Below are 25803 nucleotides of genomic sequence, written 5' to 3'. Positions count from 1 at the left end.
GGGCCAGCACCCGCCGCATCGGCAGGCGCAGGCTGGCCAGGTCGGCGGCAGCGGGCTCTTCGTCGGCCGCCAGCGCCAACAGCGCCGAGCCAGTGGCCGCCGCCCGGCGTTCCCCGCCGCGCTCGCTCAGCAGTCGCTGCGCGCCTTCCTGAGGATCCAGTTCGTAGCGCGCCGCCGGGTCGATCGGCTGGCCATCGCTGGCGCTGTCCAGATCGAAACCCAGGCCCAGCGCGGACAGCAGCTCGCGTTCGAAGCGACGCAGGGTCCAGGCCAGGCCGGCGCCCACGGCCAGACGCGCACGCGCCTCGCCGTAGGCCAGGTACAACCCGGGCAGCGGGTCCTGGCGCGGAGCCAGGCGCAGGGTCAGTTCACTCAGGTAGAAGCCGGCCAGCATCGCCTGGCCGACCAGCCTGGGTGCCGCATCCAGCGCCTCAGCGCCGCGCAGCTGGGCCAGTTCACCGCGCTGCTGGGCACTGAAGCGGATCCATTGCAATGGCTGCAGGGCAGCGCGCAGCACCTGGCCCTTGGCGGTTGACACACCACGCGCGAGCAGGCCGATACGGCCATGCTGCGCGCTCAGCACTTCGACCAGCAGGCTGGTCTCGCGGTAGGCCCGTGCATGCAGCACGAAGCCGGTGTCGTCCTCGATCAGCATCGAAGCGACCGCAACGACTTACTCGTAACCGAAGGCCTTCAGTGCGGCCTCGTCGTCGGACCAGCCTTCACGCACGCGCACCCAGGTCTCCAGGAACACCTTGGCCCCGAACAGACGTTCCATCTGCAGGCGGGACTTGGCGCCGATCTCCTTCAGCCGGGTGCCACCCTTGCCGATCACGATCGCCTTCTGGCCTTCACGTTCGACCCAGATAACCGCACCGATGCGCAGCAGGTTGCCATCTTCGGTGAAACGCTCGATTTCCACCGTGGTGGCATACGGCAGTTCCTCGCCGAGCTGGCGCATCAGCTGCTCGCGCACCAGTTCACCGGCCAGGAAACGCTGGCTGCGGTCGGTGATCTCGTCCTCGCCGAACATTGGCGGGGCTTCCGGCAGCAGCTTCAGCACATCGCGCACCAATGCTTCCAGGCCGTTGCGCTTCTGCGCGGAGATCGGATGCACGGCGGCGAAGTCGCGACCTTCGGTCACCTGCTGCAGGAACGGCAGCAGCGCGCCCTTTTCCTTCAGGCGATCGATCTTGTTGACCACCAGCACCACCGGGATGCCGGCGTCGCGCAGCACGTTGAACGCCAGGCTGTCCTCTTCATCCCAGCGACCGGCTTCGATCACCAGCAGGCCGGCATCGACGCCTTCCAGCGAGCCACGCGCGGCGCGGTTCATCACCCGGTTCATCGCCCGCTTCTGCACCTTGTGCAGGCCGGGGGTGTCGACCAGGACCAGCTGGCCTTCCGGATAGGTGGCGATGCCCAGCAGGCGATGGCGCGTGGTCTGCGGGCGGTTGGAAACGATGCTGACCTTGGCGCCGACCAGGGCATTGGTCAGGGTCGATTTGCCCACGTTCGGGCGGCCGATGACGGCCACGCTGCCGCAATGATGGGAAGTTTGTTCGCTCACTTGGAATCCAGTTGTTCTAGGACGGCCGCAGCCGCCTGTTGTTCGGCAAGCCGCCGCGAGGCGCCTTCGCCCTCGGTGCTGGCGGCCGGGTCGGCTACGTTGCAGCGTACCCGGAAGTGCTTGGCGTGGTCGTCACCGGATTCTGACACCAGCTCGTACTGCGGCAACGCCTTCTGTCGGGCCTGCAGCCATTCCTGCAGGCGGGTCTTGGGATCCTTCTCGGGCCGGCCCGAGGCCGGCAGCGCCTCGATCGAAGCACTGAACCAGGGCAGCACCACTGCCCGGCAGGCCTCGAAGCCGGCATCCAGGTAGATCGCAGCCACCACGGCTTCCACCGCATCGGCCAGGATCGAGTCGCGGCGATGACCACCAGACTTCATTTCGCCCGGGCCCAAGGTCAGCCGCTCGCCCAGTTCCAGGCTGCGCCCGATCACCGCAAGCGCGCCTTCACGCACCAGCTCTGCGCGGGCACGGGTCATCGCCCCTTCGTCGGCCTTGGGCCAGCGCCGGTACAACGCCTCGGCCGCCATCATGTTGACGATGCTGTCGCCAAGGAACTCCAGCCGCTCATTGTGCGGCGCACCGGCACTGCGATGCGTCAGCGCCTGCTTGAGCAGCGCCGGGTCGCTGAAGGCATGACCGATCAGGTCGCCACGTTGGATGAATTTACTGGGCACCGCTTCGTGTCAGGTCCTGGGAAGAATCGAATTTGCCAACCACATCGAGGTTGCCGATCAGCTGACGGCGCACTTCGTAGTTGACCTTGAGGGTCCAGCCATTGTCGCGACGGTCGAACTTCACGTTGGCCGGCTTCACGTTGTCCGAGTAGTTGATGTACAGGCGCTTGAAGAACAGGTCCTGGATGCGCGCCGGCTCCATGCTGCCCACGCCCGGCTCGTTGGCCAGGCTCTTCATCGCCGAGCGCACAGCGTAGTACTCCTGATACATCGGGAACAGCTTCATGCCGATGTAGAGGAAGAAGCCCACCACGATCAGGACCGTCAGGAACGAGGTCAAGGTCATGCCACGCTGCGTGTTCATCGTCTTCATTGCGTTCTCCCCAGATACGCGTTGGATGTGAAGGTACTCAGTTGATGCTCGAGCCGATCCGCGACGGCTCGAAGCCATCCTTGCACAACCAGCCCTGGCAGTTCAGCCAGATCAGGAACGCCTTGCCGCGCAGGTTTTCTTCCGGCAGCAGGCCCCAGAACCGGCCATCATCGCTGTTATCGCGGTTGTCGCCCATCACCAGGTACTTGCCGGCCGGCACGGTCCACTGGCCCTGGCCGCGCGGATAGTCGGTCTCCAGCACCGTGTGGGTGCGGCCCGGCAGGTGCTCGAGCAGCAGGTTGGCGCCCTCGCCCTGGCCCTTGTGGCCGGCGTAGATACCCTTGTTGTCATACTTCAGCGGCTCGCCGTTGAGGATCACGCCGTCGCCTTCAAAGACCACGGTGTCACCCGGCACGCCGATCACGCGCTTGATGAAGTTCTCGCCCTTGGCCGGATCGTTCTCGCCATGGCCGGGGAAGTGGAACACCACCACGTCACCACGCGACGGCTCGCCAAACGGCACGATCTTGGTGTTGCTGATCGGCAGGCGCAGGCCATAGGAGAACTTGTTGACCAGGATGAAATCGCCGATCAGCAGGTTCGGCATCATCGAACTGGATGGAATCTTGTACGGCTCCGCAATGAAGCTGCGCACGACCAGCACGATCGCCAGCACCGGGAAGAACGCACGCGAGTAATCCACCAGCACCGGCTCGGAATCGAGCAGGCCCGCGCGCTGGGCGCGACGCTTGGCGAGGTACAGCTTGTCCGCAAGCAGGATCAGGCCCGAGGCCAGGGTCAGCACGACCAGGAGGATCTCAAACAGTTTCATTCAGGGTCCTTTGCAACGTCACCGGACGACCGGCCCCGCAGGGCCGGTGCGGGCTTACTTGTTGTCCATCTGCAGCACGGCCAGGAACGCTTCCTGCGGGATCTCCACGCGGCCGACCTGCTTCATGCGCTTCTTGCCTTCCTTCTGCTTTTCCAGAAGCTTCTTCTTGCGCGAAACGTCGCCACCATAGCACTTGGCCAGCACGTTCTTGCGCATGGCCTTGACCGTGGTGCGGGCGATGATCTGCGAGCCAACGGCGGCCTGGATGGCCACGTCGAACATCTGGCGCGGGATCAGGTCCTTCATCTTTTCGCACAGCTCGCGGCCGCGGCGGTCGGCATGGCTGCGGTGCACGATCAGCGACAGGGCATCGACCTTGTCACCGTTGATCAGCACGTCCACGCGCACGAACGGGCCCGCGTCGAAGCGCACGAAGTGGTAGTCCAGCGAGGCATAGCCACGGCTGACCGACTTCAGCTTGTCGAAGAAGTCCAGCACCACCTCGGCCATCGGCAATTCATAGCTGATCTGCACCTGGCTGCCCAGGTAATTGATGCCGATCTGGCTGCCGCGCTTTTCTTCGCACAGCTTGATGATGTTGCCGATGTACTCTTCGGGAGTGAGCACGTTGGCACGGATGATCGGCTCGCGGATCTCCTCGACCTGGTTCACCGGCGGCAGCTTGGCCGGATTGTCCATGTTGATGATCGAGCCATCGGTCTTCAGGACCTCGTACACCACCGTCGGCGCGGTGCTAATCAGGTCCAGGTTGTATTCGCGCTCCAGGCGCTCCTGCACGATCTCCATGTGCAGCATGCCCAGGAAGCCGCAGCGGAAGCCGAAGCCCATCGCCTCGGAGCTTTCCGGCTCGAAACGCAGCGCGGCGTCGTTCAGGCGCAGCTTGTCCAGCGCTTCGCGCAGGTCCGGGTAGTCCTCGGCGTCGACCGGGAACAGGCCGGCGAACACGCGCGGCTGCATTTCCTGGAAGCCCGGCAGCGGCTTCGGGGCCGGGTCGCCGGCCAGGGTCAGCGTGTCGCCGACCGGCGCACCGTGCACGTCCTTGATGCTGGCGGTGACCCAACCCACTTCACCGGCCTTCAGCGCCGGCAGCACCTTGCGCTTCGGGGTGAACACGCCAACGTTGTCGACCTGGTGGTTGCGGCCGGTGGACATCACCTGCAGCTTGTCACCGGCCTTGATCTCGCCCTGCATCACGCGCACCAGCGACACCACACCCAGGTAATTGTCGAACCACGAATCGATGATCAGCGCCTGCAGCTTGTCGGTGTCGCGCGGCGCCGGCGGCGGGATGCGGTGCACGATCGCTTCCAGCACATCCTGCACGTTCAAGCCGGTCTTGGCGCTGACCGGCACCGCGTCGGAGGCGTCGATGCCGATCACGGCCTCGATCTCGGCCTTGGCGCGCTCGATGTCGGCGGTGGGCAGGTCGATCTTGTTGATCACCGGCACCACTTCTAGGCCCTGCTCCACCGCGGTGTAGCAGTTGGCCACCGACTGCGCTTCCACGCCCTGGGCGGCATCGACCACCAGCAGCGCGCCTTCGCAGGCGGCCAGCGAGCGGCTGACTTCATAGGAGAAGTCGACGTGGCCGGGGGTGTCGATGAAGTTCAGGTGGTAGGTCTGCCCGTCCTTGGCCAGGTACGGCAGCGACACCGACTGCGCCTTGATCGTGATGCCACGCTCGCGCTCGATCGGGTTGGAGTCGAGCACCTGCGCTTCCATCTCGCGGGCCTGCAGGCCACCACAGAGCTGGATGATGCGGTCGGCCAGCGTGGACTTGCCGTGGTCGACATGGGCGATGATGGAGAAGTTGCGGATGTTCCGCATCGAATCAGAAGACATAGGTGGCGGCGGCGCGCGGCGTCGTCAGGGTAACGGTCGATTATCGCATGCCCGGCGCCCGCCCGCGAAAACGGCCTCATCGAGCCGGGCCCGGAATGGCCGAAGCCCCGCCGGGGCGGGGCTTCGGGGGAACCACGTGGCCGCCGGGGCGGCCTTGCACCGGCCTTATTGGCCAGCCTTGACCGCTACGAACGCGCTGTTGCCGCTGCCGGTGCGCACCAGCAGCATCACCACGTCGCCCTTCTTGTAGCTGGACAGCGCACGGTTCAGCGCGTCCACGCTGCCGACCTGGGTGCTGGCTACCTGCAGGATCACCATGCCCGGAGACAGGCCCGCATCGCGCGCGCCCTGGCCCTTGACCCCGGTGATGCGCACGCCCTCGCCCGATTCCAGGCCCAGCTGCTTGCGCTGCGGCGCGGTCAGGTCACTGACGTCCAGCCCCAGCAGGGCGTTGGCGCCGGCCTGTGGAGCCGCATCGCTGTTGCCGGCAGCCGGGCCACGCGAACTGGCCTGCGCATCTTCGGTCAGTGCGGTCAGGGTGGCGCTGAGGTCGCGCGGCTTGCCATCGCGGATCACGCCCAGGGTGACCCGGCTGCCCGGTGCCATCGCGCCGATCAGCGGGGGCAGGTCGGACCAGCTGTTGACCGGCGCGCCGTTCACCGAACGGATCACATCGCCGATCTTCACCCCGGCCCGGGCTGCAGCCGAGTCCGGCACGATCTGGTTGACCAGGGCGCCGCGGCTGTCCGGCAGGCCCATCGCCTGCGCTTTCAGGCCGTCGATTTCCTGCACCACCGCGCCGAGCTGGCCACGGGTGACTTTGCCGGTCTTCTTGATCTGCTCGACCGCGCTCATCGCCAGGTCGATCGGGATCGCGAAGCTGATGCCCATGTAGCCGCCCGAAGCAGAGAAGATCTGCGAGTTGATGCCGACCACTTCGCCACGCGTGTTCAGCAGCGGGCCACCGGAGTTGCCCTGGTTGATCGCCACGTCGGTCTGGATGAAGGGCACGTAGCGCTGGTCCGGCCCGCCGGTGCTGCGGCCAAGGGCGCTGACCACGCCGGCAGTGACCGAGTGATCGAGGCCGAACGGCGAGCCGATCGCGACCACCCATTGGCCCGGCTTGAGGGAGTTGGAGTCGCCAACGCGCACGGTCGGCAGGTTCTTGCCGTCGATCTTCAACAACGCGACGTCGTACTGCTGGTCGCTGCCCACCACTTTCGCGGTGAACTCACGGCGGTCGCCCAGCTTGACCTTCACCTCGCTGGCATCGGCCACCACGTGGTAGTTGGTCAGTACATAGCCATCGGGCGAGATGATGAAGCCCGAGCCCATGCCACGGCCCTTGATGCTGGGGCCGCCATCCGGCCCACCCGGCCCCTGCCCGGGCATCGGGAAGTCCGGGCCGAAGAAGCGGCGGAAGAACTCCGGCATGTCATCGTCGCCCATCGGGCCGCGGGCGACCTGGCGGTTGTTGCGGACGATGGTGGTGTCGACGTTGACCACGCCCGGGCCGACCTGTTCGACCAGATTGGTGAAGTCGGGCAGGCCGCTGACCAGCGGCTGCGCCGGTGCCCGCGCTGCTGCAGCTGGCGCAGGCTGGGTCTGCGCGGCAGGCGCGGTGGCCTGTGCGCAGGCCACCAGGGGAAGGGTCAGGGCCAGCAGACCCATGGCCTGCGTGCGGAGTCGGGGAGTCATCGGACGGCAACCTCCGGATCGGATGGAAAGAGGAATACGGACCCCGCCGGCGGCGGGGCGTGAAAGCGCCCGGCTCAGTCGCGCGGGCGCTGCGGCACCGGCAGGTCGTCCTGCAGGCGCGGCTCGAACGGATAGAACGCCGCGCCGCCGGCATGGGCCGGGAAGCTGGCATTGAGTGCGCCACCGGCAGCGGGCGCCAGGCTGGAGCGCGGCCACGGCCGGGCCTGCAGTCCGCCCACCTCGCCGAACGGCAGGTTGCGGCTGGCGTTGGCCGGCACGGTCGGGGTCAACGGCGCCGGCGCTGCGGCGACGGCCCGTTGCGGGGCCTCGTCGCGCTGGGCGGCACGCGCAGCCTGCTGGGTACGCGTGGCGCTGGCACGGCGGGCGTCCTGACGACGGCTGGAAGCGGCCATCGCCACAGCCGGCGCAGCAGCCACGGCCATCGCGGCCGTATCCACCGAAGCCTCGGTCACCGGGGCCGGCGCGGTTGGCGCCGGCGCCAGCTCCGCCTGGCTGGCGATCACCTGCGGCGCCAGCGGTTCACCCGGCGTGGCCTCCTTCAGCTTCTCGCCGCCGATGAACAGCGCGACGGCGGCCACCGACGCGGCCAGGGCGGCGCCGCCGCCCCAGGCCCGCCAGCCACTGCGGCGTACCTGGCGACGCGGCTCGACCTGCGGCGCCGGTTCGGCCGCGATGGCGGCGGCCACGGCCGCGCTGAAGCCGACCGGCGCCAGCGCCGACGCCTGCCCGCGCATCACGTCGCCCAGCAGCTGCCAGCGTTCCTGGCATCCGGCCAGCTCGGGGTCGTGCTCCATCCGGCGCAGCAGGAAGCGCGCTTCATCGGCGCCCAGCTCACCATCGACCAGGGCCGACAGCTGCTCGCGATGGCGCTGGTCCAGGCGCTGTCCGGCGGGCGATTGGTGGTTCTGCGATTCGTTGAACGGTTTACTGGTCATACGCGGCTCTTCTCACGGGTGGCGCTGCCGATGTCCAGCAGCGGCCGGAGTTCGGTGTCGATCGCCTCGCGCGCCCGGAAGATCCGTGAACGCACCGTGCCGATCGGGCACCCCATCTTCTGCGCGATATCCTCGTAGCTCAGGCCTTCCACCTCGCGCAGGGTGATTGCCGACCGGAGTTCTTCCGGCAGCGCGTTGACGGCCTTCATTACCGTCTGTTCCAGCTCCTGGCGCATCAACTCGCGTTCGGGCGTGTCGGTGTCGCGCAGGCGGGTACCGGTGTCGAACTGTTCGGCGTCGCCGATGTCGATGTCATCGGTCGGCGGCCGTCTATTGTGTGAAGCCAGGTAGTTTTTGGCGGTATTCACGGCGATTCGATGCAACCAGGTTGAGAACTGGGCGTCGCCACGGAAACTCCCGATCGCGCGGTAGGCGCGGATGAAAGTGTCCTGGGCGACGTCCTGACATTCGCTCCAGTCGGCGATGTAGCGACCGACCAGGGCCACCACCCGATGCTGGTACTTGCGCACCAGGACATCGAAGGCGGCACTCTCGCCGTGCTGCACGCGCCGGACCAGTTCCAGATCCAGCTCCTGTGGTGTATCAACCTCGGCCATGAGGGGCCGCACTCCTGTCAGCCCAACCGACGTCGGGCAATGAGACTGCCAATCCCGGGAAAAGTTCAGTCGCCGATCACCTGGCGCCGCACCAGCTTTTAACCACCGTTCCGTTAGCGTCCCGGTCCACGGCCATGGATCCGGGGGCGCCACTCCCCTGCTATTGGGATTTGACGCGGGGGAAACAACCTCTGGATCATAGCCTCTTCTCCATACACAACCGGATGGAACGTCCATGCTCTCAGGCTTCGATGGTCTCCGCTTCAGCCACTGGCACCCCGAGATCCGCGACGACGGCGTGGTGGTTCTCTCCCTGGATCGTCAGGACAGCAGCGTCAACGCCATGTCGCAGGACGTGCTGCTGGAGCTGGGCGACCTGCTTGAGCGCATCGCGCTGGATCCGCCCAAGGGCGTGGTGATCCAGTCGCTGAAGAAGGCCGGCTTCATTGCCGGTGCCGACCTGAAGGAGTTCCAGGAGTTCGACCGTCGCGGCACTGTCAACGACGCGATCCGGCGTGGCCAGGCCACCTACCAGAAGCTGGCCGAACTGCCCTGCCCGACCGTGGCGGCGATCCATGGCCACTGCCTGGGAGGCGGCACCGAACTGGCGCTGGCCTGCCGCTACCGCGTGGCCTCCAACGACAGCAGCACCCGCATCGGCCTGCCGGAAACCCAGCTGGGCATCTTCCCGGGCTGGGGCGGCAGCGCCCGCCTGCCGCAACTGGTGGGTGCACCGGCGGCGATGGACATGATGCTGACCGGACGCACCCTGTCGGCGTCGGCCGCGCGTGGCATCGGGCTGGTCGACAAGGTGGTGGCACCGGCCGTGGTGCTCGACACAGCCGTGGCGCTGGCGCTGTCCGGCACCACGCGCCCGTTCAAGCAGCGCGCGACGGCCTGGGCCACCAACACCTGGCTGGCACGCACGCTGCTGGCGCCGCAGATGTTCAAGCAGGTCGCACGCAAGGCGAAGAAGGACCAGTACCCGGCGCCGTACGCGCTGATCAGCACCTGGCAGCGCAGTGGCGGCAAGCCGATCCAGGCGCGTTTGGACGCCGAGCGGCGCGCCGTGGTGAAGCTGGCCAGTACACCGACCGCGCGCAACCTGATCCGCATCTTCTTCCTGACCGAGCGACTGAAGGGCCTGGGCGGTGGTGATTCCGGCATCCGTCACGTGCACGTGGTCGGCGCCGGCGTGATGGGCGGCGACATCGCCGCATGGGCCGCTTACAAGGGCTTCGAGGTGACCCTGCAGGACCGTGAGCAGCGCTTCATCGACCCGGCCATGGAACGCGCGCAGTCGCTGTTCGCCAAGAAGGTGCGTGACGAGAGCAAGCGCCCTGCCGTGGCCGCGCGCCTGCGTGCCGATCTGGAAGGCAACGGCGTGGCCGAAGCCGATCTGGTGATCGAGGCCATCATCGAGAACCCCGAGGCCAAGCGTGCGCTGTACCAGACGCTGGAACCGAAGATGAAGCAGGACGCGCTGCTGACCACCAACACTTCGTCGATCCCGCTGGTGGAACTGCGCGATCACATCCAGCGCCCGGCGCAGTTCGCCGGCCTGCACTATTTCAACCCGGTCGCGCAGATGCCGTTGGTGGAGATCATCCATCACGACGGCATGGCGCCGGAAACCGAACGCCGCCTGGCCGCGTTCTGCAAGGCACTGGGCAAGTTCCCGGTGCCGGTGGCCGGCAGCCCGGGCTTCCTGGTCAACCGCGTGCTGTTCCCTTACATGCTGGAAGCGGCCACCGCGTATGCCGAAGGCATTCCGGGCCCGGTGATCGACAAGGCCGCCGTGAAGTTCGGCATGCCGATGGGACCGATCGAACTGATCGACACCGTGGGGCTGGACGTGGCTGCGGGCGTGGGCCGCGAACTGGCGCCGTTCCTCGGCCTGCAGATTCCGGCGGCCCTGCAGACGGTGGAACAGGACAAGCGCGGCAAGAAGGATGGCCAGGGCATCTACACCTGGGAGAACGGCAAGCCGAAGAAGCCGGACGTGGCCAGCGATTACCAGGCCCCGGCCGATCTGGAGGACCGCATGATCCTGCCGCTGTTGAACGAGGCGGTTGCGTGCCTGCACGAAGGTGTAGTGGCCGATGCGGACCTGTTGGATGCGGGCGTGATCTTCGGTACCGGTTTCGCGCCGTTCCGTGGCGGCCCGATCCAGCACATCCGTGCGGTGGGTGCCGATGCGATCGTCGAGCGGTTGAAGGCGCTGCAGCAGCGCCACGGCGACCGCTTTGCCCCGCGCCCCGGCTGGGACAACCCCGCCCTGCGCGAACCAGTGGTTTGAGTTTATCGGCCGGGCCTGCGGCCCGGCACCCGCAGAGGCAACCGCCGAAGCCAGAGCCGGAGCAACAGCCGGCTCTGGCTTTTCTGTTTGTTGGGCGGGGCGGTGTCGGTTGGTGAACTGCGATGACTGGTAGGTGTCGACCTTGGTCGACACGCTTGATCCACGTCATGCGTGGATGCGGGCGAAGCGACGTTTGCTTTTGATTTTCTTTTTCTTCTCCGTGGCTGGACAGCACACGGAAACTGTCAGAGGCCGGGCGGGTGGGTTGCGCAGGGGCGTGAGCCGCATGGATGCGGCGATCGAGCTTACATGGGTGAGGGCGCTTTGCTTGCGAAGCACTGCTTCGCGAGCGACCGAACGCACAGCCGCCAGCGGCTGGGGTGGGCCCCGGGGGGGGGCTTGCAGCGTCCCCTGCGCCACCCACCCGCCCGGCCAATCGCGGCTTTTGATCTTGCTTCTGCCTTCAGCGACCAACCCCACAGCCACGAGGGGCTGCGCCGTTGGCTGGAACAACCTGTTACCCATACGGGGCATGTGCCCGTCACAGCTGCATGCGATGCTGACCACCTGATCCCTGCCAGCGAGAACGCCCGCATGACCACCATCATCGCCCCGCGCGTGCACGACATCGGCGGCCTCGAAGTCCGTCGCGCCGTCCCCACCCTGCAGGCGCGCAGCATCGGCTCGTTCGTGTTCGTCGACCAGATGGGCCCGGCACTCATGCACCCCGGCACCGCCATCGACGTGCGCCCGCATCCACATATCGGCCTGGCCACCGTGACCTACCTGTGGTCGGGCGCGATCGGCCACCGCGACACGCTGGGGTCGGACCAGGTGATCCGTCCCGGCGACGTCAACTGGATGACCGCTGGTCGCGGCATTGCCCATTCCGAGCGGACACCGCAACCGGACCGCGCCCACGACAACCCGATCCACGGCATGCAGACCTGGGTGGCGCTGCCGAAATCGCACGAGGAAATCGAACCGGCCTTCTACCACCATGCGGCGGCTACGCTGCCCGAGCGGCGCCGCAACGGTGCCTGGCTGCGGGTGATCGCCGGCCGCGCCTATGGCGAGGAATCGCCGGTGAAGGTGTTCGCCGATACCCTCAACGTGGCGATCGATCTCGACCCGGATGCGGAGATCGATATCGATGACGGCCACCGCGAGCGCGCGCTGTACATCCTCGAAGGCGACGCACAGCTGGATGGCGTGGACATCCCTGCACAGCATCTGGTGATTCCCGAGGCCGGCGCACGCGGCCGCCTGCGCGCGAAGACGCCGGTGAAGGCGATGCTGTTCGGTGGCGAGCCGCTGGATGGCCCGCGCCACCTCTGGTGGAACTTCGTATCCAGCTCGAAGGAGCGCATCGAGCAGGCCAAGCACGATTGGGAGGCCGGCCGATTCGGCACCATTCCGGGCGACGACAAGGAGTTCATTCCGCTGCCGCAGTATTGAACATCGCGTGTTGCACACATCCGAGGGTGTATCCCTGCACCCGGCGTTGACGCTACAGTCACCCGCTGATCACTGAAATGTGACATAAATCACACTTTCGCCCTCAAAGGAGTGCAACACATGAGCATGGGTAAACGCTTGTCCGCCGAATTCCTCGGCACGTTCTGGCTGGTGTTGGGCGGCTGTGGCGGCGCGGTGCTGGCCGCCAAGTTCGGTGGCGACGGCAATCCGCTGGGTATCGGGTTCCTCGGCGTCGCCCTGGCCTTTGGCCTGACCGTGGTGACCGGCGCCTATGCGTTCGGCCATATCTCCGGCGCGCACTTCAATCCGGCAGTCAGCGTCGGCCTGTGGGCCGGCGGCCGCTTCCCGACCAAGGACCTCGTGCCGTACATCATCGCCCAGGTGGCTGGCGGCCTGCTGGCCGGCTTCATCCTGCTGCAGATCGCGTCGGGGGCCAGCGGCTTCGCCATCGATGGCAGCCAGGCCGGTGCGTTCGCCAGCAATGGGTATGGCGCGCTGTCGCCTGGCGGTTACAGCGTGGCAGCGGCCTTCCTGTGCGAAGTGGTGCTGACCGCCGTGTTCCTGATCGTGATCATGGGCGCCACCCATGGCAAGGCGCCGGCTGGCTTTGCGCCACTGGCGATCGGCCTGTCGCTGACCCTGATCCACCTGATCAGCATCCCGGTCACCAACACCTCGGTGAACCCGGCCCGTTCCACCGCCGTGGCCTTCTTCGCCGGCAGCGGCGCAGTAAGCCAGTTGTGGCTGTTCTGGGTCGCCCCGCTGCTGGGCGGCGCGATCGGCGGCATCATCTACAAGTGGATCGGCAACGACCGCTGAGGCCTGTGCGCACCATTGCGGCCGACCATCGGCCGCAATGGTTACGTCTGCAACTTCGATTTGTGCGATCGCTCACGTTCCGTTAAGGTTGAGTTGACCGTCCGTGCACACGCCGGGCGGGGCGGCATCCGGGGATGGGATGCCACGGCCGCCAGTCCATCTGGTGGAGCCACACGACCGACCACCTTGGGGGATGCATGAAGTTCGCGCCTGTAGTGTTGTCGAGCCTGCTGTTCGCCGCGGCCCAGGCTGCCGCGCAGGCTCCCGCGGAATGTCCTTCGTTGCCGGCCAGCAGTGGCCTGCAGTGGCAGCAGCAGGTGTTGGCCGACCTTCTGGTCTGCCGCGCCAGCACCGGGGATGGACGCGAGGTACTGAGCCTGATGCTCAGCGCGCGTGACCCTGATATTCCGTTGAACCGGGCACTGCGCCAGGAAAAAGGCAGCTTCGGCGGTGAACCGCTTTACTGGTACCAGCCCGATCTCGGTGGCCAGCAGCCGCCCGGCTATGCCGAGCGCCGCATCAGCGTGGTCAAGCTGGACAAGAAGCGCTACGCGCAGATTTCGCTGTACCCGGACAGCGCCCAGGAGCTGGGCTCGCTGCAGCAGTTGGCGCAGGGCATGAGCCTGACCCCGTCAGCCGTGGCCGCGGGGCGCTGAAGGTGACGGGGATGACTGCCTGGCAGCATCCCCGCAGGATCCGACTCGCGGGACGTCCGCCGGGCGTGGCCCGGCGGCGTTGCCGGCTTCTTTCGACGGGCCATGCCCGGCGCAATCCATCAGAACTTGCCTTCCTGGAAGTCGACGAAGGCCTGCATCAGTTCCTGCCGCGTGTTCATCACGAAGGGGCCATGGCGCATCACCGGTTCGCGCAGCGGACGGCCGGCAACCAGGATCAACCGCGCGCCTTCACTGCCCGCCGAGAGGTGCAGTTGCTCGCCTCCGCCCAACACCGCCAGTTCCTGGCGTGCAACGTCGCGCGCAGCGTCCTGCTCGCCCACCGTCAGCCCGCCCTCGAACACGTAGGCAAAGGCGTTGTGCCCTTCCGGCAGCGTGTAGGTCCAGACCCGATCAGGCACCAAGGTGATGTCGAGGTAGAGCGGATTGGTGGCCGGTTGCACGATCGGACCCCGGGTGCCGTCCACGCTGCCGGCAATCACCTTCACTGTCACACCCGGCTCCGGCTGCACCACCGGAATCCGCTCGGGCGCGAATTCCTGGTACTTCGGGTCAGTCATCTTCTCCTTTGCCGGCAGGTTCACCCACAGCTGGAAGCCGCGCATCTGCCCGCTTTCCTGCTCGGGCATCTCCGAATGCACCAGGCCACGCCCAGCGGTCATCCACTGCACGCTGCCCGGGGTCAGCAGGCCTTCGTTGCCGTGGTTGTCGCGATGCCGCATGCGCCCGTCGAGCATGTAGGTGACGGTCTCGAAACCGCGGTGCGGATGTTCCGGGAAGCCGGCGATGTAATCCTCGGCGCGGTCGGTTCCGAATTCATCGAGCAGCAGGAACGGATCCAGATCGGGCAGCGTGGGGCCGCCGATGACGCGGGTCAGGCGCACGCCAGCACCGTCGGAGGTGGGCAGGCCGCGGATGGTGCGCAGCACGCGGGCCGGTTCGGGAAGGCTCATGGCGACTCCTGTTGGATGGATGCCAGTGAAGATGGACGCCATACGGCCGTACGCCAATGGATGGCGCCGCAACCGATTGTTCCATCCCTGATGTTCGCTGCACGTCAGCACAACGAACGTACGACCAAAGTACTACCGCCGATTCGTCCTGCGCCAATTGACCCTGTCGAAGGCAAGCGGGACTCTTTGACTGTCTTTCCGGGAGAGAGCACCTCATGAAAGGGTTTGCAAAACTGGGCTGGGCGGTACTCGCCCTGCTCGGCGCATTCTGTCTGGGCACCGTGGCACTGCGCCGCGGCGAGCACATCAATGCGCTGTGGATCGTCGTCGCCGCGGTTTCGCTGTACCTGGTCGCCTACCGCTTCTACAGCCTGTTCATCGCCAACAAGGTGATGCAGCTGGATCCGACCCGGGCCACCCCGGCGGTGATCAACAACGATGGCCTGGACTACGTGCCGACCAACAAGCACGTGCTGTTCGGCCACCACTTCGCCGCCATTGCCGGCGCCGGCCCGTTGGTCGGCCCGGTGCTGGCCGCGCAGATGGGCTACCTGCCCGGCCTGCTGTGGCTGGTGGTGGGCGTGGTGCTGGCCGGCGCAGTGCAGGACTTCATGGTGCTGTTCCTGTCCAGCCGTCGCAACGGCCGCTCGCTGGGTGACCTGGTGCGCGAGGAGATGGGCCAGGTACCCGGCACCATCGCCCTGTTCGGTGCGTTCCTGATCATGATCATCATCCTGGCGGTGCTGGCGATGGTGGTGGTCAAGGCGCTGGCCGAAAGCCCGTGGGGCATGTTCACAGTGATCGCGACGATGCCCATCGCGATCCTGATGGGCGTCTACATGCGCTATATCCGCCCTGGCAGGATCGGCGAGATCTCGGTGGTCGGCCTGATCCTGCTGCTGGCCGCAATCTGGTACGGCGGCAAGGTCGCCGCCGACCCGGTGTGGGGCCCGGCGTTCACCTTCACCGGCACCCAGATCACCTGGATGCTGATCGGCTACGGCTTCGTCGCCTCGGTGCTGCCGGTGTGGCTGCTGCTGGCCCCGCGCGACTACCTGTCGACCTTCCTCAAGATCGGTACCATCATCGCGCTGGCCGTCGGCATCCTGATCGTGATGCCGGAACTGAAGATGCCGGCGCTGACCCAGTTCGCCGCCAGCGGTGATGGCCCAGTGTGGAAGGGCGGCATGTTCCCGTTCCTGTTCATCACCATCGCCTGCGGTGCGGTGTCGGGCTTCCATGCGCTGATTTCGTCCGGCACCACGCCGAAGCTGCTGGCCAATGAAGCGCACATGCGCTACATCGGCTACGGCGGCATGCTGATGGAATCGTTCGTGGCGGTGATGGCGCTGGTCGCGGCCTCGATCATCGATCCGGGCATCTACTTCGCGATGAACAGCCCGGCGGCGGTGATCGGTGCCGATGCGGCCTCGGCGGCGCACTACATCACCAACACCTGGGGCTTCACCATCACGCCCGAACAACTGACCGCGACCGCGGCGGCGATCGGTGAACCGACCATCCTGCATCGCGCCGGTGGTGCGCCAACGCTGGCGGTGGGCATCGCGCAGATCCTGCACGAAGCGATTCCCAGTGGCAGCGACGCGATGATGGCGTTCTGGTACCACTTCGCGATCCTGTTCGAAGCACTGTTCATCCTGACCGCAGTGGACGCCGGCACCCGTGCCGGACGCTTCATGCTGCAGGACCTGCTGGGCAATTTCGTGCCTGCCCTGAAGAAGACCGAATCGTGGACCGCCAACATCATCGGCACTGCGGGTTGCGTGGCACTGTGGGGCTACCTGCTCTATACCGGCGTGGTCGATCCGTTCGGCGGCATCCAGACGCTGTGGCCGCTGTTCGGCATCTCCAACCAGATGCTGGCGGGTATCGCACTGATGCTGGGCACCGTGGTGCTGTTCAAGATGAAGCGTGACCGCTACGCATGGGTCACTGCGGTACCGGCAGTGTGGCTGCTGATCTGCACCACCTATGCCGGCTTCATCAAGATCTTCGACAGCAACCCGGCACAGGGGTTCCTGGCCCAGGCACACAAGTTCCAGGCTGCCATTGCCAGCGACACCATCACCGCACCGGCCAAATCGGTGGCGCAGATGAAGCAGATCGTGGTCAACGCCTACGTCAACACCGGCCTGACCGCGCTGTTCCTGCTGGTGGTGGGCGCTGTGCTGGTGTATTCGATCAAGACCATCCTGGCGGCACGCCGCAATCCGCAGCGCAGCGACCGCGAGACCCCTTACGTGGCACTGAAGCCGCACGAAATGGTGGATCTGTGATGAGCACGCAACTGGTTCCCGCCGGCCAGTACCAGGCGCACCGCCGCATCTGGCGGCGCCTGGTGCAGACCGCACGTCTGTGCTGTGGCATTCCCGATTACGACAACTATGTCCGGCACATGCTGGAAAAGCACCCGGACCAGGAGCCAATGGACTACAAGACGTTCTTCCGCGAACGCCAGGAAGCGCGCTACGGTGGGCGCAATGGTGGCCGCTGCTGTTGAGGGTTGGGTGCCGGGCTTGCAGCCCTGCACCCGCAGAGGCAACTGCAACTGCAACGGCAAAAGCGTCGGCTCTGGTTTTCCGTGAATTTGGCGGGGTGGTGTCGGATGGCGGGGACGCCGTAAACCCGTCCTTGGGGGCTTGGCCGCGGCATCCATGCCGCGGACACCCCGCCATCCGACACCACCCCACCTTCGACAGATTTCCGTTGACGGCAAGAAGCATCAGGGGGCAGATCCGTTTCCGCGGGGAAACGGATCTGTCCTTTCTTTGTTCATGGATACCCATGAAGTGCATCCACGCATGACGTGGATCTATCCGGTGGCAGGCAAAAAGAAAGCCGAGCGTGGGCTCGGCTCTGCACGGGGAAGCGTGTCCACGGCAATTGCCGTGAACACGCAACATGATCGTCAGCTCAGGACTCAGGCCCCGGCCATCCACTTCAGCATCAGGCCGGTGACATAGGCAAGCCCGGTGCCGGTGGCATAGCCCACCGTACCAAGCAGCACGCCCACCGGCGCCAGCGTCGGGTGGAACGCTGCTGCCACCACGGGAGCCGAAGCGGCTGCGCCGATGTTGCCCTGCGAACCAATGGCGAAGAAGAACAGCGGCGCGCGCAGCAGCTTGGCCACCACCCACAGCACCAGCACGTGGGTGGCCATCCAGATCGCGCCGAGCAGGAACAGCCAAGGCCTGTCCAGCAGCGACAGCAGGTTCATCTGCATGCCGATGCAGGCAATCAGGAAGTAAAGGAACACCGTGCCCAGCCGCGAAGCGCCTGCCGCTTCCAGCCGGCGCGCACGGGTGAAGCTCAGGCCCAAGCCCATCGCCGTGGACAGCAGGATCACCCACACGAACTGGCTGTCCAGGCTGAACTGGCTGGCCCAGCTGATATTGGCCTTGAACCAGCCCGACAGCGGCGCGGCGATGGCGTGGGCCAGGCCGACGCCACCCAGTGCCACGCCGACGATCACCATCAGGTCGGTCATGCTGGGAATGCGCGCGTTCTGTGCCTCGTAGGCGCTGATTCGTGCCTTCATCTCGTCGATGGCGCGGGTGTCGGCCCCGTTGCGGGTATCGATCTGCTGCGCGCGGTTGGCCAGGAACAGCAGGATCGCCATCCACAGGCTGGCACAGGCCACGTCGACCACGGCGAACTGGCCGAAGGTGGTGGCGTCGGTGCCGAACACCTCGCGCATGGCCACCATGTTGGCGCCGCCACCGATCCAGCTGCCTGCCAGCGCGGCCATGCCGGCCCAGGTATCACCGGCCACGGTTTCCGGGTGGATCAGCTTCATCAGCTGGAACGAGACGATTGCGCCGAGCATGATGCCAGCGGTACCGGCACAGAACACGAGCAACAGCTTCGGGCCGAGCTTGATGACGCCTTTCAGATCGATCGACAGGGTCAGCAGGACCAGTGCAGCCGGCAGCAGCACGTCACGCGCGACCGGGTTGTACAGCGAGGTGTTGTGGCCATCGATGACACCGGCGGTGTTGTAGATGGCGGGAATGAAGTAGCACAGCAGCAGCGCCGGCACCCAGGCGAAGATCTTCTTCAACAAGGGGGTCGGACCACTGGCAGCCCAGAAGATCAGGGCCAGGGTGGCGGCGATCAGGCCCAGTCCAACGATATCGTTGCTGATCAGGGCGGTAGCGGGTTCGGTCGGCATGGGATCCTCTGTCGATCGAAAGAGCGGAAAAAAAAGCGCCGCATAAAGCGGCGCAGGTCCAGATTAACACTGTCTTCACGCCGGGTCATGCCGCAGCGCGGAGCAGGTCGGCCGCTTGATCAGGCGGGGCGCGAAGCGCCAAAGTCCAGGGTGACGCGTGTCCCGCGCGGCTCGCAGGGCTGCAACTGCAGTGTCCAGCCCAGGTGTTCACACAGCCGCGCGATCAGGTCCAGGCCGATGCCGCTGCCACGGTCGGCACGCCCGCCGCGGGCCATGCGTGCATGGATCGCCGCGATCTCCTCCGGGCTCATGCCGTGCCCGGGGTCCTGCAGGGTCAGCACCGCCGACGGACTCAGCTGCAGTTCGATATGGCCGCGACCGCTGTTCTCGATGGCATTGCGCAGCAGGTTGCCGATCGCCGCCTGCACCACCGCCATCGGCGCGACGATATCCACCGGCGCGGCCTGGATACCGATGCTCAGGTCCTTGTCGCCGAGGAGGTGGCGATGGTCGTCGACGATCTCCGGCAGCAGCTGGTCCAGCGCGATGCGCTCGGCACGCGCCGCCAGGCGCGCCGGATCGCGCGCCAGCACCAACAGCAGCTCGATCAACTGCTCCACGCTCTGCGCCGTGCGCAACACCCGCTGCATCTGCTGGCGGGCGCGCTCGGGCAGGCCCGGTTGCTCCAGTGCCAGTTCGGCGGCACCGGTCATCACGGCGATCGGCGTGCGCAGTTCGTGGCTGGCGGTGCTGATGAAGACCCGCTCACGCTCGACGAACTGCTCATTGCGGTCAAGGTAATCGTTCAGTGCATCGGCGATGGTATGCAGTTCGGAACTGCCGCGTGGATCGACCTCGATGCGCTGGCCCTGCACGCCCGGCCGCAACGCGGCGATGTGCTGTGCCAGCAGGCTCAGCGGGCGCACCATGCGTTCCATGCCGAACGACGCCATCAGTACGGTGACGAAGATCATGATCACCCCGGCCAGCATCACCCAGCGCGTGGCGAACTGTTCCAGATCATGAAAATCGGAAATGTCCAGAACCAGCGCGACCCGGCCCATCGACTCGGTTTCGCGCACCATCACCGCCGTCTCACGGCCCTTGATCATTACGCCGTCATGCAGCCCCGGATGCAACGTACGCAAAGCGTCGGGCAGGTTGACCGCATCGAAGCGATACAGGCTGAGCGTGTCCGAATCCTGCCAGCGGTAATGCGGCTCATGCTCGACGTGCTCGACGATGCTGTCCAGTTCGGAGTTGAGCAGTGCGCGCCAGGCGGCGTGCTCGGCATGCTCGTGCACATAGTTGCCAACGCTGAACACCGCCAGTGAAAGCAGCGCCAGATAGCCCAGCAACCACCACACGACCCGACGGTACAACGGGCCCGGCTTACGCGCCTTCATCGTCATCCTTGCCGGCATCGCTGGTGGAACTCACCGCCAACCGGTAGCCCACCCGCGGCAGCGTGTGGATCAGTTTCTTGGCGAACGGGCCGTCGACGCTGCGACGCAACTCGTAGACGTGCGAGCGCAGCAGGTCACCATCCGGCGGCTCATCGCCCCACAGGGCGAACTCCAGCTGCTGTCGTGTCACCGCCCCCGGGCTGGCCCGCATCAGCACTTCCAGCAATTTGCGGCAGGCCGGGTACAGGTGCAGCAGCTGGCCCCCACGCTGGGCCTCCAGCGTTGCCAGATCCAGTACCAGGTCGCCCACCTGCAGGCGCTTGCGCGGGTTGCGGCCCTGCGCACGCAGCAACAGCGCCTCCAGCCGCACCTCCAGTTCTGGCAGCGCGAACGGCTTGGTCAGGTAGTCGTCGGCACCGGCGCGGAAGCCGGCAATCTTGTCCGGCAGCTCGTCACGCGCGGTCAGCATGATCACCGGCACTTCCGATGCTCGCTCGGCGCGCAGCCGGCGCAGCACCTCCGGGCCCTCCATGCGCGGCAGCATCCAGTCCAGGATCACGGCGTCGTAAGGGTGGCTGCCGGCCAGGTGCAGGCCGGTGATGCCATCCGGGGCCACGTCAAGCACATGCCCGCGCGACTCGAAATAGTCGAACAGGTTGGCTACCAGCTGGCGGTTGTCCTCGATCACCAACAGACGCATGCACGAAACACCCACGGAAGTTCGTACCATGGTAGCGCCGCGCATGTCGGAATGCGGTCGCCCCGGCCCCGCTCTGACGCTTTTCCCACCCCTGCCACCTCAGAATGGCCGTTTTGCTCCCGGAGCCTGCCGTGCCCGTAGCCCTGCCCCGCCGTTGGCGCCTGCCCCTGTTGTGGCTGTTGATCGTTGCTGCGCTGGCAGCGGGGATCGGCCTTCGGCAGCCGCAGCCACCGGACGAGCCGCGCTTCGTGCTGGCGGCCCGGACCATGGTCGAAAGCGGGCAATGGCTGCTGCCGCACCGGGGCGTGGAGCTGTATGCGGAGAAGCCGCCGGTCTTCATGTGGCTGCAGGCGGCGGCCTACGAGATCGTCGGCAGCTGGCAGTGGTCGTTCCTGCTGCCGTCGCTGCTGGGCGCCCTGCTCAGCCTGTGGCTGGCGTCGGATCTCGCACGCCGGCTGTGGTCACCACGGCATTCCCTGTATGCCTTGGCGGCGCTGTTCTGCACCCTGCAGTTCGGGCTGATGGCCAAGCGCGCGCAGATCGACATGGTGCTGGTGGGCATGACCACGGTGGCCCTGTGGGGCCTGATGCGCCATCTCTGCGAGCGCTGCAACCTGCCCGCACTGTGGCTGGCGGGTTTCGCGGCCGGCCTGGGGACAGTGACCAAGGGTGTGGGTTTCCTGCCGCTGTTGATGGTGCTGCCATGGTTCGGCTGGTGGCTGTACCAGCGTTGCCGCGGCCTCAGGGGGGATGGTCCGCACCCGGCAACGCTGCTGTGGCTGATCCCGGCCTTCCTGCTGGGCGTGTCGGTGTGGCTTGCGCCGCTGGGCTGGGCCCTGCTGCACACGCCCAGCGCCGAACTGCAGGCCTACGCGCATGAGCTGTTGTTCAAGCAGACCGGTACCCGCTATGCCAACGCCTGGCACCACCGCCAACCGGTCTGGTACTACCTGCAGGTGATCCTGACCCTGTGGCTGGCCGGCAGCCTGTTGCTGCCGATGCTGTTCAGACCCTGGTGGCGCCGCCTCCGCCGAGGCGACCGCCGGCAGTGGCTGCTGCTCGGCTGGGCCATTCTGGTGCTGGTGTTCTTCAGCGCCAGCCCGGGCAAGCGCGAGGTGTATGTGCTGCCGATGCTGCCGGCAATGGCACTGGCGGCGGCGCCACTGCTGCCGGGCCTGCTGCGCCGGCTGTGCGTGCGCCGCTACCTGTTCGGCTACAGCGTGGTGCTGATGCTGGCCACCGGCGTGCTCGGCGTCATGCTGTTGACCGAGCACCCCTGGGCCCTTGCGCAGCTTGAGCGCCGGGCAATGCCCGATACGCTGCTGCCGGTGCTGGGCGATGGCCTGCTGACCTTCGCCATCGCCCTGGCCACGCTGATCGTGTGGCTGCGGGTAAGCCGCGCCGCAACGCTGGTGCTGCTGACCCACGGCATGCTGTGGATGCTCTACGGCCTGGTGTTGATTCCGGCGCTGGATCCCTACGCTTCGGCGTCGGCGCTGATGCGCCGGGTCGGCGCACGGATCGGGCCGGACGCCGAACTGGCGCTGGTCGCCTGGCGCGAGCAGAACCTGCTGCAGGCCGACCGCGCGGTGCGCGAGTTCGGCTTCAAGCGGCCTTGGGCCGAGCAATGGCACGATGCCGGCCCTTGGCTCGCCGAAGCGCCGGACAAGCGCTGGCTGCTGGTGCTGGACGATGCAATGAGTCCCTGCGTGGACCCGGCCAAAGTGATCGACATCGGCATGGCCAACAGGAATCGTTGGCAACTGCTTCCCGGTACGGCCTGGGACCCGCAATGCCACGCCGAACGGGCCGGCTCGACCGCCGAAGAAGACTGAACGTTGACTCGTGCCGGGGAATCATTAACCCGGTGCGAACGGGCGTCCGACCCTTCTCCGACATGCAGGTGACGAGCATGACTGCGGATTCCCAAACCGCCCTCCCCCAGCATGCCCGTCCGTCCCCTTGATGCGGTAGCGCCGCTTGCGACACCACTGGCGTCTCGATTTGCCGTAACTCACCTCTGGCTGCCTGTCGCAATCGGTCTGCCATTGTTTACGCTGCTGATGGACTTCGGCGGTGATCAATGGGTGGCCGATCACCTGTTCCGTCTTGAAGGCAGCCACTGGGCGCTGCAGGACGCCTGGATCACCCGCAGCGTCGTGCACAAGGCCGGCAAATGGTTGAGCACGGCGGCGGCGCTGGTCGTGATCCTGCTGTGCTTCCACCACTGGCGTAAGGGTCGCGATCGCACCCTGCAATGGGCGCTGCTTTATGTCGTGATTGCCATGGCACTGGGCACCGGCGCGATCTCCCTGCTGAAGTCGCTGGTGCCGATGGAATGCCCGTGGGACCTGCTGCGCTACGGTGGCCACCAGCCTTTTATCGGGCTTTTCACGGCGCGCCCCGCTGGCATGGCCGCGCAGGCCTGCTTCCCGGCCGGTCACGCCAGTGCTGGCTACGCCTGGCTGTGTCTGTACTATTTCGCCCTGCTATGGCGCCCGTCGTGGCGCTGGACCGGGTTGTGGATCGGCCTCGGCGCCGGCCTGGTGTTCGGCATCAGCCAGCAGCTGCGCGGTGCACATTTCCTTTCGCATGACGTTGCCACTGCATTGATCTGCTGGTTGCTTTCGCTGGGCCTGTATCTCATCGTCAAGTGCGTCCTGACACACCGTCAACCGAACCATGCCAACCGCCAGGAGGCAAACGCATGAGCGCATCGGTCCAACGGCCCGCCCGCCTCCCCGCCCTTGCGGGTCTACGCCACTGGCGGCCGCAGCTGTCCACCGAAGCGCTGATCGCGCTGACCAGCCTGTTCTTCGCGGTGGCCGGCAATGGCCTGTTCTGGCACAGCGCGATGGCCAGCCATCCAGGCAGCCTGCGCTACGCGCTTTCACTGCTGCTGTTGCTGCTGGGCGCTCACGGCGTGCTGCTGGGCATCCTGGTCTGGCGCTGGAACGCCAAGGTGGTGATCAGCCTGTTGCTGCTGGTGACCGCATTCGCCGCGCACTACATGAGCCGCTACCACATCTACCTGGATGCTGACATGCTGCGCAACGTGCTGGCGACCGACCCCAAGGAAAGCCGCGAGCTGATGACCGTGTCGCTGCTGTGGCCGGTGCTGTTGCTTGCGGTGCTGCCGATGATCGTGCTGTGGCGCGTGCAGCTGCGCCGCCGCAGCTGGGGCCGCAGCCTGATGTCGCGGCTGGGCTTCCTGGCGGTGGCCGCAGTGACCGCCATCGGCGGTGCCCTGATCTCGTTCCAGGATGTCTCGGCACTGATGCGCAACCAGCGTGAAGTGCGCTATCTCGCGACACCGGCCAATGTCCTGTTGGGCATGCCGCGTGCATTGCGTGGCGACAATCCGGTGCAGCGCGCGCCGAAGCTGCCGATCGGTAACGATGCCAAGGCCACCCCGCGCGCGCCGGCCAGCAAGCCGCGCCTGCTGGTGATCGTCATGGGCGAGACCGTGCGTGCGCAGAACTGGGGGCTCAACGGTGGCCGCAACACCACCCCGGAACTGGCGCAGGCCAGCGTGATCAATTTCCCGGACATGCACTCGTGCGGCACCAGCACCGAGGTTTCGCTACCGTGCCTGTTCTCGCCATGGGGCCGTCACGACTACGACGAAAAGAAGATCCGTGCGCACCAGTCGCTGCTGCACGTCCTGGACCGCGCCGGCATCGTGCCGTTGTGGCGTGACAACCAGTCCGGCTGCAAGGGCGTGTGCGAAGGCCTGGACTTCCAGTCGCTGTCCGATGCCACCACGCCGGGCCTGTGCGCCGATGGCCGCTGCATGGATGAGATCCTGCTGCAGGACCTGGCCACCCAGGTGCGGGCCAGGCCCGGGGACCGGGTGGTGGTGCTGCACCAGCTGGGCAACCACGGACCGGCCTACTTCGAGCGCTATCCGGCCGCCTTCGCCCGCTTCAAGCCAACCTGCGATACCCGTGACATCGGCCGCTGCTCGCGCGAAGAGATCACCAACAGTTACGACAACGCCGTGCTGTACACCGATCACTTCCTGACCAAGACCATCGGCACGCTGCAGGGCATGCAGGACTACGACACGGCGATGATCTACCTGTCCGACCATGGCGAGTCGCTGGGCGAAAAAGGCCTGTTCCTGCATGGCGTGCCGTATGCGATCGCTCCGGCCGAGCAGACCCGCGTACCGATGACGATGTGGTTCTCGCCGGGCTTCGCCAGCAGCCGTGGCTTGGACCTGCAGTGCGTGCGCAAGCGTTCGGCGGCGTATACCGACCACGACAACCTGTTCCCGTCGGTGCTGGGCCTGATGCAGGTGAAGACCTCGCTGTACGAGCGCGACCGCGACGTGTTCGCCAACTGCGAAGGTTGAGGGTTGTTCGGCAGGGCTTGCAGCCCTGCACCCGCGGTAGTGCCGGCCGCTGGCCGGCAGCCTCGACAGCAACAGCAACAACAAAAGCTGGCATTCCGTGGATTGGCGGGGTGGGTCCGGTTGCGGGGGACGCTGCAAGTACGTCCATGTAAGCTCGGTCGCCGCATCCATGCGGCTCACGCCCCCGCAACCGGACCCCGCCTTCGACAGATTTCCGCGATCTGTCGGAACGACGCATTGCCTGGTGGGTGTCGACCTTGGTCGACACAGTAGATCCACGCCATGCGTGGATGACTCATTCGATATCTGACAGATGTGTCGACCAAGGTCGACACCTA

Annotated in this window: 22 protein-coding genes; 9 read left to right on the top strand and 13 right to left on the bottom strand. The window is 66.4% G+C overall.

Translation table 11 applies throughout. From position 1 onward, the window contains the following. From recO to rpoE, 9 genes are all read right to left on the bottom strand, one after another. Positions 1–655: DNA repair protein RecO (gene recO / locus BN1263_RS10445; protein ID WP_058981017.1), on the bottom strand; the 655-nt coding region annotated here is incomplete at its 3' end. Positions 656–673: 18 nt separating this feature from the next. Next, on the bottom strand, positions 674–1570 hold the full coding sequence (era, locus tag BN1263_RS10440) for a GTPase Era (protein WP_019662166.1): 897 nt from the start codon (positions 1568–1570) through the stop codon (positions 674–676). Next, complete coding sequence (rnc, locus tag BN1263_RS10435; RefSeq protein WP_019662167.1) at positions 1567–2247, bottom strand: ribonuclease III; 681 nt, start codon at positions 2245–2247, stop codon at positions 1567–1569. Before rnc ends, era begins: the two co-directional genes overlap by 4 nt. Further along, entirely contained in the window at positions 2237–2620 is a 384-nt protein-coding gene (locus BN1263_RS10430; RefSeq protein ID WP_010482821.1) for a DUF4845 domain-containing protein, read from the bottom strand. Before BN1263_RS10430 ends, rnc begins: the two co-directional genes overlap by 11 nt. Before the next feature lie 37 nt (positions 2621–2657). Further along, complete coding sequence (gene lepB / locus BN1263_RS10425; protein ID WP_019662168.1) at positions 2658–3452, bottom strand: signal peptidase I; 795 nt, start codon at positions 3450–3452, stop codon at positions 2658–2660. 54 nt (positions 3453–3506) lie between these two features. Further along, positions 3507–5300 carry a translation elongation factor 4 gene (lepA, locus tag BN1263_RS10420; RefSeq protein ID WP_019662169.1) on the bottom strand — a complete coding sequence of 598 codons (1794 nt, stop codon included), beginning with the start codon at positions 5298–5300 and terminating at the stop codon, positions 3507–3509. Between the two features lie 180 nt (positions 5301–5480). After that, entirely contained in the window at positions 5481–7013 is a 1533-nt protein-coding gene (locus tag BN1263_RS10415) for a DegQ family serine endoprotease (RefSeq protein WP_058981015.1), read from the bottom strand. Between the two features lie 74 nt (positions 7014–7087). Further along, on the bottom strand, positions 7088–7969 hold the full coding sequence (locus tag BN1263_RS10410; RefSeq protein ID WP_058981013.1) for a sigma-E factor negative regulatory protein: 882 nt from the start codon (positions 7967–7969) through the stop codon (positions 7088–7090). Then, a complete protein-coding gene (gene rpoE, locus BN1263_RS10405; protein ID WP_019662172.1) occupies positions 7966–8586 on the bottom strand; it encodes an RNA polymerase sigma factor RpoE in 621 nt (206 codons plus the stop codon). Before rpoE ends, BN1263_RS10410 begins: the two co-directional genes overlap by 4 nt. Positions 8587–8821: 235 nt before the next feature. Between rpoE and BN1263_RS10400 the strand changes: the two genes are divergently transcribed. From BN1263_RS10400 to BN1263_RS10385, 4 genes are all read left to right on the top strand, one after another. Then, on the top strand, positions 8822–10885 hold the full coding sequence (locus BN1263_RS10400) for a 3-hydroxyacyl-CoA dehydrogenase NAD-binding domain-containing protein (RefSeq protein WP_058981011.1): 2064 nt from the start codon (positions 8822–8824) through the stop codon (positions 10883–10885). A 594-nt stretch (positions 10886–11479) separates the two neighbouring features. Then, positions 11480–12343, top strand: a complete 864-nt coding sequence (locus BN1263_RS10395; RefSeq protein ID WP_058981020.1) for a pirin family protein — start codon at positions 11480–11482, stop codon at positions 12341–12343. Positions 12344–12463: 120 nt separating this feature from the next. Beyond that, positions 12464–13183, top strand: a complete 720-nt coding sequence (gene aqpZ, locus BN1263_RS10390) for an aquaporin Z (RefSeq protein ID WP_058981008.1) — start codon at positions 12464–12466, stop codon at positions 13181–13183. A 197-nt stretch (positions 13184–13380) separates the two neighbouring features. After that, positions 13381–13839 (top strand): hypothetical protein, encoded by a 459-nt coding sequence (locus tag BN1263_RS10385; RefSeq protein ID WP_019662176.1) that lies wholly within the window; start codon positions 13381–13383, stop codon positions 13837–13839. A gap of 119 nt (positions 13840–13958) precedes the next feature. Here the strand turns inward: BN1263_RS10385 and BN1263_RS10380 are convergent, their stop codons facing one another. Continuing rightward, positions 13959–14810 (bottom strand): pirin family protein, encoded by an 852-nt coding sequence (locus tag BN1263_RS10380; RefSeq protein ID WP_058981006.1) that lies wholly within the window; start codon positions 14808–14810, stop codon positions 13959–13961. A 215-nt stretch (positions 14811–15025) separates the two neighbouring features. Between BN1263_RS10380 and BN1263_RS10375 the strand changes: the two genes are divergently transcribed. After that, a complete protein-coding gene (locus tag BN1263_RS10375; protein WP_058981004.1) occupies positions 15026–17107 on the top strand; it encodes a carbon starvation CstA family protein in 2082 nt (693 codons plus the stop codon). Further along, on the top strand, positions 17107–17331 hold the full coding sequence (locus tag BN1263_RS10370; protein ID WP_005410613.1) for a YbdD/YjiX family protein: 225 nt from the start codon (positions 17107–17109) through the stop codon (positions 17329–17331). Before BN1263_RS10375 ends, BN1263_RS10370 begins: the two co-directional genes overlap by 1 nt. A gap of 420 nt (positions 17332–17751) precedes the next feature. Here the strand turns inward: BN1263_RS10370 and BN1263_RS10365 are convergent, their stop codons facing one another. From BN1263_RS10365 to BN1263_RS10355, 3 genes are all read right to left on the bottom strand, one after another. Then, the gene (locus BN1263_RS10365) at positions 17752–19002 is read right to left on the bottom strand and encodes a DUF819 family protein (protein WP_058981003.1); all 1251 of its coding nucleotides are present in this window, start codon (positions 19000–19002) and stop codon (positions 17752–17754) included. 119 nt (positions 19003–19121) lie between these two features. Beyond that, complete coding sequence (locus BN1263_RS10360) at positions 19122–20408, bottom strand: sensor histidine kinase (protein ID WP_019662180.1); 1287 nt, start codon at positions 20406–20408, stop codon at positions 19122–19124. Further along, positions 20395–21108, bottom strand: a complete 714-nt coding sequence (locus BN1263_RS10355) for a response regulator transcription factor (RefSeq protein WP_058981001.1) — start codon at positions 21106–21108, stop codon at positions 20395–20397. Before BN1263_RS10355 ends, BN1263_RS10360 begins: the two co-directional genes overlap by 14 nt. A 104-nt stretch (positions 21109–21212) precedes the next feature. Here BN1263_RS10355 and BN1263_RS10350 point away from each other — a divergent pair, with 104 nt between their 5' ends. From BN1263_RS10350 to BN1263_RS10340, 3 genes are all read left to right on the top strand, one after another. After that, positions 21213–22943, top strand: a complete 1731-nt coding sequence (locus tag BN1263_RS10350; protein ID WP_448226382.1) for an ArnT family glycosyltransferase — start codon at positions 21213–21215, stop codon at positions 22941–22943. A 111-nt stretch (positions 22944–23054) separates the two neighbouring features. Continuing rightward, positions 23055–23819: a phosphatase PAP2 family protein gene (locus BN1263_RS10345; RefSeq protein WP_058980997.1), complete on the top strand. Its 765-nt coding sequence runs from the start codon at positions 23055–23057 to the stop codon at positions 23817–23819. After that, entirely contained in the window at positions 23816–25465 is a 1650-nt protein-coding gene (locus tag BN1263_RS10340; protein ID WP_058980995.1) for a phosphoethanolamine transferase, read from the top strand. The genes BN1263_RS10345 and BN1263_RS10340 overlap by 4 nt, the downstream gene beginning before the upstream one ends. Positions 25466–25803: the final 338 nt, after the last annotated feature.

Source organism: Stenotrophomonas thermophila (genome assembly GCF_001499715.1).
GTDB lineage: Bacteria > Pseudomonadota > Gammaproteobacteria > Xanthomonadales > Xanthomonadaceae > Stenotrophomonas > Stenotrophomonas hibiscicola.
This window is presented reverse-complemented; position numbering and strand designations above follow the sequence as displayed.